The 14858-nt window shown below is 36.8% G+C and carries 12 protein-coding genes and 1 riboswitch; of the genes, 6 read left to right on the top strand and 6 right to left on the bottom strand.

The window, feature by feature from the left end; translation table 11 throughout:
• Positions 1-216 precede the first annotated feature (216 nt).
• Positions 217-738, top strand: a complete 522-nt coding sequence (locus tag BKP35_RS12020; RefSeq protein WP_071313590.1) for a gamma carbonic anhydrase — start codon at positions 217-219, stop codon at positions 736-738.
• A 168-nt stretch (positions 739-906) separates the two neighbouring features.
• On the opposite strand, the gene glgD is transcribed toward BKP35_RS12020, so the two are convergent.
• The 3 genes from glgD to metK all read right to left on the bottom strand — a co-directional run bounded on the left by glgD (position 907) and on the right by metK (position 4920).
• Positions 907-2010, bottom strand: a complete 1104-nt coding sequence (glgD, locus tag BKP35_RS12015) for a glucose-1-phosphate adenylyltransferase subunit GlgD (protein ID WP_071313589.1) — start codon at positions 2008-2010, stop codon at positions 907-909.
• A gap of 27 nt (positions 2011-2037) precedes the next feature.
• On the bottom strand, positions 2038-3207 hold the full coding sequence (locus BKP35_RS12010; RefSeq protein ID WP_071313588.1) for a glucose-1-phosphate adenylyltransferase: 1170 nt from the start codon (positions 3205-3207) through the stop codon (positions 2038-2040).
• A 504-nt stretch (positions 3208-3711) separates the two neighbouring features.
• Positions 3712-4920, bottom strand: a complete 1209-nt coding sequence (gene metK, locus BKP35_RS12005; RefSeq protein WP_071313587.1) for a methionine adenosyltransferase — start codon at positions 4918-4920, stop codon at positions 3712-3714.
• 212 nt (positions 4921-5132) lie between these two features.
• Positions 5133-5281: riboswitch (SAM riboswitch) on the bottom strand.
• Positions 5282-5539: 258 nt separating this feature from the next.
• Between metK and pckA the strand changes: the two genes are divergently transcribed.
• The 4 genes from pckA (at position 5540) to BKP35_RS11985 (ending at position 10111) form a co-directional block, all read left to right on the top strand.
• Positions 5540-7120, top strand: a complete 1581-nt coding sequence (gene pckA / locus BKP35_RS12000) for a phosphoenolpyruvate carboxykinase (ATP) (protein ID WP_071313586.1) — start codon at positions 5540-5542, stop codon at positions 7118-7120.
• 234 nt (positions 7121-7354) lie between these two features.
• On the top strand, positions 7355-8353 hold the full coding sequence (locus BKP35_RS11995; protein ID WP_071313585.1) for an ABC transporter substrate-binding protein: 999 nt from the start codon (positions 7355-7357) through the stop codon (positions 8351-8353).
• A 197-nt stretch (positions 8354-8550) separates the two neighbouring features.
• On the top strand, positions 8551-9327 hold the full coding sequence (locus BKP35_RS11990; protein WP_071313584.1) for an ABC transporter ATP-binding protein: 777 nt from the start codon (positions 8551-8553) through the stop codon (positions 9325-9327).
• Positions 9308-10111: an ABC transporter permease gene (locus BKP35_RS11985; protein ID WP_084031625.1), complete on the top strand. Its 804-nt coding sequence runs from the start codon at positions 9308-9310 to the stop codon at positions 10109-10111. The genes BKP35_RS11990 and BKP35_RS11985 overlap by 20 nt, the downstream gene beginning before the upstream one ends.
• A gap of 141 nt (positions 10112-10252) precedes the next feature.
• Here BKP35_RS11985 and ytkD read toward each other — a convergent pair whose 3' ends face one another.
• Both ytkD and BKP35_RS11975 read right to left on the bottom strand, forming a co-directional pair.
• Positions 10253-10747 (bottom strand): RNA deprotection pyrophosphohydrolase, encoded by a 495-nt coding sequence (ytkD, locus tag BKP35_RS11980; RefSeq protein WP_071313583.1) that lies wholly within the window; start codon positions 10745-10747, stop codon positions 10253-10255.
• 100 nt (positions 10748-10847) lie between these two features.
• On the bottom strand, positions 10848-12044 hold the full coding sequence (locus BKP35_RS11975) for a bacillibactin exporter BcbE (RefSeq protein WP_071313582.1): 1197 nt from the start codon (positions 12042-12044) through the stop codon (positions 10848-10850).
• Positions 12045-12737: 693 nt separating this feature from the next.
• On the opposite strand from BKP35_RS11975, the gene BKP35_RS11970 reads away from it, so the two are divergent.
• Positions 12738-12935 carry a cold-shock protein gene (locus BKP35_RS11970; protein WP_071313581.1) on the top strand — a complete coding sequence of 66 codons (198 nt, stop codon included), beginning with the start codon at positions 12738-12740 and terminating at the stop codon, positions 12933-12935.
• 169 nt (positions 12936-13104) lie between these two features.
• Here the strand turns inward: BKP35_RS11970 and BKP35_RS11965 are convergent, their stop codons facing one another.
• Positions 13105-14796 carry a methyl-accepting chemotaxis protein gene (locus tag BKP35_RS11965; protein ID WP_071313580.1) on the bottom strand — a complete coding sequence of 564 codons (1692 nt, stop codon included), beginning with the start codon at positions 14794-14796 and terminating at the stop codon, positions 13105-13107.
• Positions 14797-14858 lie beyond the last annotated feature (62 nt).

Genomic DNA, 14858 nt, shown 5'->3' with positions numbered 1-14858 from the left:
AAAACTTATTTCTATATACATATTTTAATGAATTTCATAATTCATGATTCTCGCCACTAAGATCAATATATAGTTGCGTCAAAACCAATCGCAAACTATATATTGCATGATGTGGCTCATTTTCGGTAATTATGAAATTCACTCATTTAGTACCGAAAGCATTTAATCTTTGTTAAACTAAATTAAAAATACCATTGTTAACGAGGTGATTCAATTATGATCTATCCGTATAAGGAAAAATATCCAAAAATCGCAGATAGTGCGTTTATCGCTGATTTTGTAACAGTCACTGGAGATGTAAAAATCGGTGAATACTCGAGTATTTGGTTTAACACGGTCATCCGTGGTGATGTTTCACCAACAATTATTGGCGATCGCGTAAATGTTCAAGACAATTGTACGTTGCACCAAAGTCCCCAGTACCCACTTATCATTGAAGATGATGTTACTGTAGGTCACCAAGTTTTATTACATAGTTGCTCGATTAAAAAAGGGGCATTAATCGGGATGGGATCCATCGTTTTAGATGGAGCAGAGATAGGTGAAGGTGCATTTATAGGAGCTGGAAGTCTAGTACCACAAGGCAAAAAAATACCACCTAACAGCTTAGCCTTTGGCCGTCCTGCGAAAGTAGTACGAGAGCTCAGTGACGCTGATTTAGAAGATATGACAAGAATTCGCCGTGAATATGTAGAAAAAGGACAGTATTATAAAGAAATAAAGAACAGTAATCGATAGTCTAGAAAACCGGAGGGTGGGCCAAAAGTGTCTGACACCACGCGGATCGTACTAAATATAGACAAGAAAGATTAATCGAATGTCTATATTTGGTGCCTAGTGGTGTCTGACACTTTATTTTAGGCGGAGGCGCGCCCTAACCAACAAACCAACTATCCAACAAACCAACTATATAACTCGTCGCTTCGGGATCACAAATGGCATTTGTTCATTACCGATTAGCCTTTTACCCTCTGTTAAAGTAACATCTTTATCAAGAATGACATTTTCTAAAATCGCCCCTTCACCAATTTCACAGCGTTGCATAATAATCGAATTCTTTACGATTGCATTTTTATGAACTTTAACACCACGAAATAAAATACTATTCTCTACCGTTCCCTCTATGATACAACCGTTGCCAACCAATGAATTAGAAACATTTGCGCTTTCTAAATATCTTGCCGGAGGCTCGTTTTTCACTTTCGTATTAATCGTTTGTTCATTAAAAAATAAATCTCGGTAAAAATTCGGGTTTAGTAAATGTAAATTATTTTTATAATAACTTTCGACAGAATTTATGACACAATGTACCCCTGTATATTTAAAGGCCTGAATGTTAAGGTTATCTACTTCACTAGCAATACAATCGTTAAACAAATGCGAAGCGCCATGAGCTATGCCATACTCAACAAGCTGTAGTAAAAGCTTTTTACTAACTAAATACATATTCATGTAAACATTGTTATTATATTCTTCGTTGGTTACTTCAACGACACGGCCTTCTTCCGTAACGGATAACTTCTGACATTGTTTGTGCTCGGGCTCTAGCATATCTACTTTTTTATAAATAAGTGTGATATCTGCGTCACTGCTTTGATGATGTTCAAATACCTCTTGATAATTAATACCACAAACATGTTGACTCCCCGATATAAGTACATATTCAGCTTTACCACGATGGAAAAAGTCAATGTTGTTATGAAAATGTTGTAAATCACCTTTAGATATATCCGTAGGGTCATTCCAATCAGGGGGTAAAATAAACAAGCCACCGTACTTCGTGTCTAAATCCCATGATTTTCCTTTGCCAAGATGGTCCATTAAGGAGCGGTACTTTTTACGAGTAAAAACAGCAATGTCAGCAAACCCAGCATTAGCCATATTAGAGATACCAAAATCTATAAGACGATATCTCCCACCGAACGGAACAGCTGCACCACAACGAAAATATGTTAATTCATTTAAGAAGTCTTGCTCATTGTCTAAGTTAATGACTCCCATCATTTTCATTACTCTATCCTCCTTTAAATATGACCTTTAACTCTTCACTGCTACATTTGAATTTGCTGAAATATGACTATTTTCACCGATTAACGTAATTTCACTTTCTTGAGATGGTTCTGGTTCAATCACTGCTCCATCCTCAATGAATGAATTTTCTCCAATAATCGCTTTATTGATGGTAACGTTTTTACCGATTTTCACATTAGGCATAATCACCGAATCTCTAATACTACTTCCTTCTCCAACATGGACACCGAAAAATAAAATAGAATGGTCCACATTTCCATCAACGTAACACCCTTCATTAATGAGAGCTCTATTTACTGTTGCCTTTTGTGAAATATATTGAGGAGGTTGATTCGGATTCACCGAATACATTCGCCAATTCATATCATTTAAATTAAACTGAGGTTCATCCTCCAATAAATCCATATTTGCTTTCCATAGGCTTTCGACTGTTCCAACGTCTTTCCAGTAACCTTGGAACTTATAAGCATAAAGACGTTTTCCATCATCTAATATTTTCGGCAATACATTTTTACCAAAATCATGGCTTGACCGTAAATTTGCCGCATCTTCGCTTAAGTATGTTTTTAATAAATCCCAATTAAAAATATAGATGCCCATAGAGGCTAAGTTATTTTGTGGATTTTCAGGCTTCTCATCAAATGTGTGAATGCTCAAATCTTCGTTTGTGTTTAATATGCCGAACCGACTTGCTTCTTCCCAAGGTACTTCAATCACAGAAATGGTCACATCAGCTGCTTTTTCCTGGTGATATTGAAGCATTTTCGCATAATTCATTTTATAAATATGATCACCTGATAAAATAAGCACGTATTGAGGATCATATTGCTCTATAAAATTTATGTTTTGATAAATCGCATCGGCTGTGCCTTTATACCAATTGCCACCTTCTTGTGCTTGAAATGGTGGTAAAACACTTACTCCTCCGTACTTACGGTCTAAACTCCAGGCAGATCCAATTCCGATATAGCTATTTAATATAAGTGGTTGATATTGGGTAAGAACCCCTACTGTATCAATGCCTGAATTCGTACAATTACTTAATGGGAAATCAATGATACGATATTTCCCTCCAAAATAAACCGCAGGCTTTGCCAGCTTTTTCGTTAAAAGTTGTAACCTTTTTCCTTCCCCACCAGCTAGTAGCATCGCTACGCACTCTTTTTTACTTTTCATTCATATCCTCCTTACTTAAAGCATACTTCTACTAAAAAACCCCTCTATTTCATATTTATACATAGGTAAGGTAAATAGACCAGCTAATAAATATAGACTTATAATTTTCACTAAATAATTCTCGAACCGTGAACTTTATCAAATTAACCATGTGTTCAAAAATAATGAGCATAAACTATATATGTTAATGAAAGTCACACATGTGGTTATAAAAGTAAAAAAGAGATCATATATAAACTTTTGGTATATTGTATAATGTTTCTCGCAGTTAAAAAAGATAGGCAAATTACTTAAAACTAGTAATTTTCATAATTTGACATCTTTTTTAACTAGAAAATTGGATAACTATAAGCCTTGGCAAAAATAGGTGATCGCTGAAAAAAATTTATCGACTACTTTCGAGGGAGAAAAGGAGATTTATGTAACAATTTGCATTAAAAAACCACATTCAGTTGAGCAAAAGCTCTCTCAACTAAATGTGGTCTAGTTCAATTTATATAATGATTATTTATTTAAAGCTTGTTGTTTTAAAGCTTCTGCTTTGTCCGTCATCTCCCAAGGAAGTTCAACATCTGTTCTTCCGAAGTGACCATATGCCGCTGTTTGTTTGTAAATTGGGCGACGAAGATCTAACATTTTAATGATGCCTGCTGGACGAAGGTCAAAGTTTGAACGAACGACCTCTACTAGTACTTCTTCAGTCACTTTCCCTGTTCCGAATGTATCAATTGAAATTGACACAGGCTGGGCAACACCAATCGCATAAGCTAACTGAACTTCACAGCGATCTGCAAGACCAGCTGCTACGATATTTTTTGCAACGTAACGGGCTGCATAAGCTGCAGAGCGGTCTACTTTTGTAGCATCCTTTCCTGAAAAGGCACCGCCACCGTGACGAGCGTAGCCACCATACGTATCAACGATAATTTTGCGACCAGTAAGACCGGCATCACCTTGAGGTCCACCAATAACGAAACGTCCTGTTGGATTAATGAAGTATTTTGTTGCTTCATCAATTAAATCTGCAGGGACAACTGGCTTAATCACATACTCTTTTAAATTACGTTGAATTTGCTCTAATGAAATTTCTGGGTGGTGTTGAGTAGAAATAACGATCGTGTCAATTCGTACCGGTTTGCCATTTTCATCATATTCAACAGTTACTTGCGTTTTGCCGTCAGGTCTTAAGTATGGAAGAATTTCTTCTTTGCGTACTTCTGTTAAACGACGAGCTATTTTATGTGCAAGAGAAATTGGTAATGGCATTAATTCAGCAGTCTCATTATCTGCGTAACCAAACATTAAACCTTGATCCCCAGCACCAATCGCTTCAATTTCAGCATCTGACATTTGCCCTTCCCGAGCTTCAAGCGCTTGGTCAACCCCTTGAGCAATATCGGCTGACTGCTCATCAATGGATGTTAGTACGGCGCAAGTTTCAGAATCAAAACCGTATTTTGCACGAGTATAACCAATATCACGAATTGTTTCGCGAACAATTTTCGGGATATCTACATATGTAGATGTCGTAATTTCACCGGCCACTAAAACTAACCCTGTCGTTACTGAAGTTTCACAAGCTACACGAGCATTAGGGTCTTTCGCTAAAATTGCATCAAGAATTGAATCTGAAATTTGGTCACAAATCTTGTCTGGATGACCTTCCGTTACACTTTCAGAAGTAAATAAACGTCTTGTTTTCTTTTCTGTCATTAATTGTACCTCCTTTATCCTAATTAGGATATGCACTTCTTTGATACGGTACTCATTTTTCCCAGTGTCTGACACCATACATGGACAAAATCATAAAAAGGACCGTCCTGAGTGAATATATGGTATCTAGTGCCACCTTTATGTAGCCTCATAATATTAGAAAAAAACCTTTTCCAAAAGAGAGGAAAAGGTTTTTAATTAATCCGCTTCGCCTCTTATCGATCAAGACAATCGTCTTGCAGCAGGTTAGCACCTTTTCACTATATAAAACGTGAAGCAAGTAACAAACATTGCGCTTTCACTATAAGTGTTGGTTGCCGGGCTTCCTCGGGCCTGTCCCTCCACCGACTCGGGATAAGAGTATCCGTTCGGGACATATCATAACGCAACCGCCTATTATTGTCAACTTTTATCAGCTGACTCACATAGTTCCGGTAAATTATTTTTCTAAAAAAATGTTAATAAAATTAACATAATTTTGTTCCAAATTTTTCGCTATTAGTATAGACTAATAATGTAAATGTGTTATACTAATTCATATCAAAGATGAATTTTATATACAAAACAAACAAACAAAAACGAAATAATACTATTTTTTTAAGAAAGGGTTTGGGTGCGAATGAGTACACTTAGTTACGAAACAGAATTAGACAAAGTATTAAAAGGTGAAAATGTATGTCATGATTTATCGGTCTCTCAACTAGTAGAACAGTCTCTTGAAAGAAAAGAAGGAATGCTGACTTCAACTGGAGCCCTTCGCGCAACAACTGGGAAATATACAGGAAGATCTCCAAAAGATAAATATATTGTTGAAGAAACATCTGTTAGAGATAAAATTAACTGGGGAAATGTTAATCAACCTATTAGTAAAGAAGTATTCGAAAACCTTTATAAAAAAGTTCTGAACTACTTACAAAAGAAAGATCAAGTTTTCGTATCTAAAAATTTTGCAGGTGCAGATAAAAACTATCAATTGCCAATTCGCGTAGTTAATGAATATGCATGGCATAATTTATTTGCTCGTCAATTATTTATTCGCCCGACACAAGAAGAATTAAAAACTCACGAAGCTAAATTTACGGTCATTTCTGCTCCTGGGTTTAAAGCAGACCCTAATATAGATGGAACAAAATCTGAAACATTTATTATGATTTCATTTGAAAAGCGTGTAGTTTTAATTGGTGGAACTGAGTATGCTGGTGAAATTAAAAAATCCATTTTCTCAATTATGAACTACTTGTTACCTGAACAAAACGTGTTATCAATGCATTGCTCTGCAAACGTAGGAAATGAAGGGGACGTAGCCCTATTTTTCGGACTATCCGGAACAGGAAAAACGACGTTATCGGCAGACCCTGAGCGCCATTTAATTGGTGATGACGAGCATGGCTGGTCACATACAGGAGTATTTAACATTGAAGGTGGCTGTTACGCGAAATGCATTAACTTATCTGAAGAAAAAGAGCCTCAAATTTATAACGCCATTCGATTTGGCTCAGTACTCGAAAATGTTATGTTAGATGATCAGCGCAAACCTGATTATGATGATACACAATTAACAGAAAATACTCGTGCAGCATACCCACTTGAGTTAATTCCAAATTCGGTTATGCCAAGTGTTGCTGGTCATCCGAATACAATTATATTTTTAACTGCTGATGCATTTGGTGTGTTACCGCCGATCAGTAAGCTAACAAAAGAACAAGCGATGTACCATTTCCTTTCTGGTTACACTAGTAAACTAGCAGGTACTGAGCGTGGTATAACAAGCCCTGAGGCAACGTTCTCAACGTGCTTTGGTGCACCATTCCTACCACTTCCTGCTAACCGTTATGCAGAAATGTTAGGTGAGAAAATTAACCAGCATGAAGTGCAAGTATTTCTAGTGAACACAGGCTGGTCTGGTGGAGAGTACGGAGTTGGAAAACGAATGAACTTATCTTACACTCGTGCAATGGTTCAAGCTGCTCTGCAAGGTGAATTAAATACGGTTGAAACGATTGTTGACCCAACATTCGGATTAAATATTCCAGCACATTGCCCAGGGGTACCTGATGAAGTGCTTCAACCGCGCGAAACTTGGACGGACAAAGTAGCTTACGATGCAAAAGCAGCAGAACTAGCTACTCAATTCCAAGAGAACTTTAAAAAGTTTGCTAAAGTGTCAGACGAGATTCTTAACGCAGGTCCTAAAGTATAAAATTTACCCGGCCTAGCTTAACTAAACTGATGCTCTACTAGCTATATAAAACACCGTTTTCTATGAAGGACTTAGCACTACCTTCGTAGGAAGCGGTGTTTTTGCTTTGAATCGTAATGTCAGTCAATAGCCCTTTTTTTTCTAATAATCACTAATTCTTCACACACACATCTAGGCGAATGAACATAGACTATCACAGCTAAAACTAAATATATTTATTCAGGAGGAATTAATATGAAAGGCTTACGAAAACTTTTACTTTTGAGTTTTATCGCACTAGTAACAACACTTTTAGCAGTCGGGTGTTCTTCTAATGATGACATGGATAAAGTACGTTTAGCGGAAGTAACACGTTCCATCTTTTACGCTCCACAATATGTAGCAATCTCTGAAGGTTTCTTTGAAGAAGAAGGAATAGAAATTGATTTGACGACGACTTGGGGTGGCGACACAACGATGACGACGTTATTAGCTAATGGAGCTGACGTTGCCCTTGTAGGTGCTGAAACATCTATATACGTTTATGCCCAAGATGCCAATGATCCACCAATTAACTTTGCAGCTTTAACACAAACGGACGGAACGTTTTTAGTTTCTAGAGAGCCTATCGATGATTTTAATTGGGATATGTTGAAAGGTAGCACATTCCTAGGGCAGCGCACAGGTGGCATGCCACAAATGGTTGGTGAGCATGTATTAAGAAATCATGGAATTGACCCTCACGGAGATTTAAATTTAATACAAAACATTGATTTTGGTAATATTCCTAGCGCCTTTGCTTCAGGCACTGGTGATTATGTTCAACTTTTTGAACCGACGGCAACACAATTTGAACTTGATGGGATTGGCCACATCGTAGCCTCATTTGGCGTTGAGTCTGGGACAGTTCCTTACACTGGCTTTATGGCAAAACAAAGCTACATTGATAAAAATGGCGAAGTCCTCGAGCGATTCACAAAAGCTTTATATAGAGCACAACAATGGATTGAAGCAAGTTCTACTGAGGAAATCGCAAAATCAATTCAACCTTTTTTTAGCGATACTTCCCTTGAAGTCATCGAATATGTCGTGGAAAATTACAAATCTCAAGGTTCATACGCTACTACGCCAAGAATTAAAGAGGAAGCGTGGGAAAACCTTCATACCATCATGGAGCAAGCAGGAGAATTACCAATGACAGTTCCGTATGAAGAATTAGTTAATACAGAAATTGCTGAGAAAGTAATGGAGTAAGTTTTGGGTTTTGAGTAAAAAGTTTTGAGTTTTGAGTGAAGAGTTTTGAGTTGTGTGAGTAACGCTTCGTTGTCTATTTTAACAGCAGAGATTGCTTCAACCACACTTGAGCTAAAAGAGCTAAGGAGCGAGGCTACCAACAACTCAACACTCAACACTCTTAACTCAAAACTACTAATAAAAGGGAGGGTTTTGCTGTGTCTATCGTAAAAATTAATAATGTCGATAAAACATTTTTTACTAAAAAAGCTGCAACAACCGCCCTCAAAGATATTTCACTCTCTATTGAAGATGGGGAATTTGTTTCATTAATTGGGCCAAGTGGATGTGGTAAAACGACATTGCTATCATTGATTGCCGGCCTTTTCCAACCGACAAACGGAGAGATTAATATTGAGGGGCAGCAAATATTGCGTCCATCACCGAAAACCGGTTATATGCTTCAACAAGATTATTTATTTCCATGGCTTACGATTGAACAAAATATTACACTCGGTTTAAAAACGATGAAAAAACTAAATGAAACTACAAGAGAGAACGCCTTATCTTTATTAGATAAAATGGGGCTTTTAGATAAAAGGAGAGATTATCCGAGTCAACTGTCCGGTGGAATGCGACAGCGTGTCGCTCTCGTTCGCATGTTAGCTACGGAACCTTCACTACTTTTATTAGATGAGCCGTTTTCTGCTTTAGACTATCAAACGAAATTAAAGTTAGAAGACCTCGTTTCATTAACGCTTAAAGAACAAAAGAAAACAGCGATTTTAGTGACTCATGATATTGGGGAAGCGATCGCGATGTCTGATCGAATTATTTTACTTTCAGCTCGCCCGGGAACAATTCACCAAGTTTTTGACGTACCTGAAGTCTTACGTCAATTAGCACCATTTAAAGCGCGCAACCATAGTGAATACAATAAGCTCTTTCAACATATATGGAAGGAGTTGGAGAGCCTTGAAGAAGAAAATATCTGAGCTTCATGAACAGTATAAGCATAAAAAACGTATCGAAAAAATTAAAATTATTATTTGCCAATTAAGTATTTTAATCTTTTTCTTCGCATCCTGGGAGATTGCCTCAAGAATGCGTTGGATAGATCCACTATTGTTTAGTATGCCTTCGAGGGTATGGAATTTATTTTTAGAAAAAATCCAAGATGGTAGCTTACTTACTCACGCATCAGTCACTTTATTTGAAACGATCGCAGGATTTATATTAGGAACGGTCATCGGAACATTTATCGCAGCCATTTTGTGGTGGTCGCCGTTTTTATCAAGGGTTTTAGATCCTTACCTTGTAGTTTTAAACTCGATGCCTAAAATTGCTTTAGGACCCATATTAATCGTCGGCCTAGGACCAGGGTACTCGTCGATTATAGCGATGGGGGCATTGATATCAGTTATTATTACGACACTCGTCGTATACAATGCTTTTAAAAATGTCGATGAAAACTATTTAAAGGTTGTTCAGACGTTCGGTGCGACGAAACCACAATCTTTTACTTCCGTCGTTTTACCTGCGACATTACCGACGATCATCTCAACATTAAAAGTTAACGTCGGTCTGTCTTGGGTAGGTGTCATTGTAGGGGAATTTCTCGTTTCTAAACAAGGACTCGGATATATGATTATTTATGGTTTCCAAGTATTTAACTTCAACCTTGTCATTTTGAGTTTGTTAGTTATTGCCGTCCTTGCAACAGTTATGTATCAAGGCGTAGAGTTACTAGAGCGGAAACTAATGAAACAACTACAGTAAAGCGAACTCGTTTCAGCAAGCTGAAACATCGAGATATCAGATGGAGTCCCGACTCCATCTGATTAAATTCCCACCTACGCTACGCGTTGAGGTGGGAGTTTATTTTATAACCCTTAAACCATTTCCGAGCTTTTTTAAGTTTTAAATACTTAGTTCTTCTCGGTGCCTTTCTAACCATTGTAAACTATTGGTAAGAACACCATCTTTCATAATAAAACTATATTGTTTATCTTGCTTTATCTCATTAGGAAGTGTTTTTAACAAAACAGGTCCAGCGGTTTCAAAATAATGATCTTTTTCTTTTAACGTTGAGATTTTCGCAAAGTAAATATTTTTTATAACAACATCGTTTCTTGCGGTAACTTTATACTGACCAATTTTCACAAGGTTTTCGACGATGCCTCCGGTCTCCTCGTACACTTCACGAACAGCGGCTTCATCTGCGGTTTCTCTCTCTTCAACTTTCCCCCCAGGAAATTCAATGCCGCGATCTTCGTGACGGGTCAAGAGCCACTCTTCTTTATATTTACAAATCACCCAGACATGTTTAGGCTGTTTCGAGAAATAATCTTTTTCAAATGACAATTCAACTTTATTATTATAAAAATCAAAAAACGTATAATTTTTAGTTTGCAACAGAACAAATGACACTCCTATCTCCCTTATATTTTTTTCTATTATACACACCATTAGTAGAAAAAACGCAAGTACATTGCATATTTAAATTTAAAGTTATTCATTCGTCTTCTGAAGGTTTAATAAAACTAACGGTAATTAAAACCGACACCAAACTTACAAAAGTAATTACAGCAAATAAGGTGAAATGTGAAGCTTTCATTAACACAGCAACAACCGGTGGGCCAAGAGCAACCCCAACAAAACGCATACTACTGTAGACAGAAGTGACCGTCCCTCGTTGCGCCTTCTCAATACCTTCAGTTACTAAAGCATCTAAACTAGGTAAGGCAAAGCCAATTCCTAAACCAGAAGCAAACATCGCGGTAAGTAAAACGTATATATCTTTTGTAAAGGCAACGGAAAAGTTGGCTATCGTTAAAATGATTAAGCCAACGGTTGTTACTATTTTCATTTTTTGCTTTTCTTTCCCTATTGCTTTCCCCGTTATGAACGATGAAAAACAAAGAGCTGCTAACGGGATCGCAAGAATAATCCCCTTCTTAATCCCATCAATATTATGTTGTTCTTCGAGCATTGTTGACAAATAAAATAAGACACCGAAAAGGACAAACATACAAATACAGCCAATGGCAAAAACAGCATACAACCAACGACCTTCGTTTTTACAAATATATTTTAATGACCTAATAAAAGCATCTAATTTCGGTGGTGTTGTTGACAATGGTGGTGTTGAAACTAAAAAGTTCATCATTAATATCGAAATTAAACAAAAAACAGGAAATGCAAAAAAAGGCATAAACCAAACCATTGCCGCTAATGCCGCACCTAATATCGGACTTAACACTTTCCCAAACGTATTTGACGTTTCAATGACACCTAACCCATTACTGACATCACTTTCATCTTGAAAAAGATCACCTACTAAAGGCATAACAATTGGAGCGGCACCTGCAGCACCAACACCTTGGAGCAACCGCCCAATTATAATTAAATTGTATGGATCTTTAACTTGCCATGACGCCCAGCCTGAAATTAATCCACCTATCGCTGCAATAATTAAACTCGGAATTATTATTACTTTTCTTCCGTACTGATCCGATAAATATCCTGCAATAGGAATTAAAATAATTGCGACAACTGAGTACACCGTAATAATTAAGCTACTTTGTAAAGCAGTTATACCAAGTTTTTTTTCAATCGTCGGAAGTACCGGAATCAACATGGAATTCCCAAGAGTCATGACTAAAGGAATAGACGCTATCGACACAAGTTCCCACGTTTGCTTTTTTTCCATAAAAAAACTCGCCCCTCTTTAGAAAATTTCATTAAAAAAATAATTTAATGAATTTCATAATTCAATATTGTCGCCATTAAGTATCTATATGTAGTTGCGTTAAACCGCCCGGAACTACATATAGCTTGATATGGCTCATTTTAGGTAATTATGAAATTCACTCAATTAAAGTTGCATTAACTTCAATTTGTAAGTGCGAGCCTTCACCTATTTCCTCACTCAAAATTCTTACTCTTATTATTTTAGAAAAGAAAAAATCTATTCTAGAAGGTTAAATTATAAATAAAATTGCTTTTTACATACAAAACACTCATGACGATTTACCGTCACCACCTACTATGTAAAAGAACGAGCGATTTCCTTCACTTCGCTGTAAACTTCTAGCGAATTTTAGAGGCTTGTTCAGGAAATCACTCGTTCTTTTTTCTTACAAAAGTTCATGACTTCATTCCATCATCAATTATTATGTATGTAGATGTTGGGAGTTTTTTTTCAAACTTTCCAACCAACTATCCAACTATCCAACTAAAAAACAAGTGAATATTTTCCTGAGCTTTAGGATAAATTATCAATGACCATTTATCATTTATACTCGGTTATGAATTCGTATTGTGCTTAATAGCACGTAAGAATGACTTAAGAATAAATACGATAGATGGAAATATTAAGATATGATTTAGGAGGAATTTTTTAATGCAAGGTAAAGTAAAATGGTTTAATGCAGAAAAAGGATTTGGATTTATTGAAGTTGAAGGGGAAGATGATGTCTTTGTTCATTTTTCTGCAATTCAAGGTGATGGTTTCAAATCATTAGATGAAGGGCAAAGTGTTAGCTTTGAGGTTGAACAAGGTAACCGAGGTCCACAAGCCGTTAATGTTGAGAAAATATAAGAAATTTTAAGCAATTTGTAAAAAAATGAGGGTGTCCCATCAAAAGTGTCAAACACTGCAAGCATTAATTACAGACGAACGTCTAATTAGTACGTCTATATTTATTGTCTTTCGCGTGCTGACCCTTATGGGACACCCTCATTCACTTTAGGCTAGAGGTAAAGCATGATTACACTTTAAATACTTTGACTGACTGACGGAGCTCTTCTGAAATATTCGTAAGCTTTACTGCACTAGCAGCAACCTCTTGCATCGATGCAGTTTGTTCCTCTGTAGACGCAGCAACATTTTGCATATATTCCGCAGATTGTTCGGTAATTTCTTTTACTTTCGTCGTCATTGAAACCATATCTTCAACACCAGCAGTTACTTCTTCAACACCGGCGGCCACTTCTTCAAGCTGAGAAGATACTCCGTTTACCGAACTTGTAATTGTTCCAAAGGCTTCCCCAGCATCATGAATAATTGTAATACCTTCTTTTACTGCTCCACTACTATCATTCATCGAGTCAACTGCTTTAGTTGCTTCTTCTTGAATTTCGATAATTAAACTACTAATTTGTTGAGCAGACTTGCCCGATTGTTCCGCTAGCTTTCTTACCTCATCGGCGACAACAGCAAAACCTTTTCCTTGCTCTCCGGCACGAGCTGCTTCAATAGCTGCATTTAGCGCTAATAAATTCGTTTGATCGGCGACTTCAGTTATTAAACTAATAATCTGATTTATTTCATTTGTTTTAGAGCTTAAATGCCCGACAACTTTAGAAGAATCTTCTGTTTTAGTATTGATTAAGTTCATTTGTTGCACCGCTTGCTTTACAACTTCATTTCCTTGAGTAGCTGAATTGCTCATTTCAACAGAAGCATCAGTGACGCTTTGGATGTTCGTCGTAATTTGGTTCATGCCAACTGAAATCTCTCCAGCAATTGCTGCTACCGAATTCGTGTTTTCCATTTGTTTCTCAGTTCCGAATGTTACTTCTTGGATGGCATTTGCTATTTGTTCAGTCGCCTTTGAAGTTTGCTCAGAATTGTGGGTTAAAATATTTGACGAACTTGCAACATCGTTTGAAGTATTAATAACGCCATTGATTAATTTATTTAAATTATTTTTCATCTCTTCAAAACTATGAACTAGCTGACCAATTTCATCTTCGGAATCTTTCTTAATTTCCTTTGTAAAATCTCCGTTACCAGCAGCCGTCATCACTTCAGAAACTTTTCTTAAACGCTTGGACATTCTTCTTGAATACCAAATTAAAGTAGAAATAATCACTATAATAGCAACAATTAAAATAATTAAAAAGATTGTCATCGTTTCTTGTATCGTTTCATCAATAAAACTTTGTGATGCTCCAACATACCAAATTCCGATCGTCTCACCACTTGCATCAAGGATTGGCATATAACCTGTTTGGTATGTATTTCCAACAACATCCGCTACACCATAATAAGTTTGTCCACCAACTAAAACTGCATTGGCTATTTCTTCCGACACTTGGGTCCCTACAGCTCTTTGACCATCTACGATAACATTGGTCGCAACACGAGTATCTGCTAAAAAGATCGTTACCGTTCCGTTCGTCAGTGCTGCAATTTCATCTACTAAGTCAAAATTATCTGAAATTTTCTCTTCCCCTTTATATAGGTCTCCACCTTTAGTTGACCAATCTCCGGGGTATTTCGCATCTATGTACTCATAACCTAACGGTAAATCGGTTCTTACTTTTTCCATCGCGGCTTGCTCGGCAGCACTTTCAACTTGTTTTAATACTACTGCACTCATAACAACAGCGAGTAATATTATAAAACTTAAAACAAGTAAGTTTATTTTTGTTGCTAATTTTAATCTACTAAACACAAACTTAACCTCCTATTATTTTGAGAATTCCTTTGTAGAAAGATGTTCTAATAACCAACAAA

It is taken from the genome of Anaerobacillus arseniciselenatis (assembly GCF_001865995.1).
GTDB lineage: Bacteria > Bacillota > Bacilli > Bacillales > Anaerobacillaceae > Anaerobacillus > Anaerobacillus arseniciselenatis.
The sequence above is the reverse complement of the archived record's forward strand: the minus strand, read 5'-3'. Positions and strand labels throughout refer to the sequence as shown.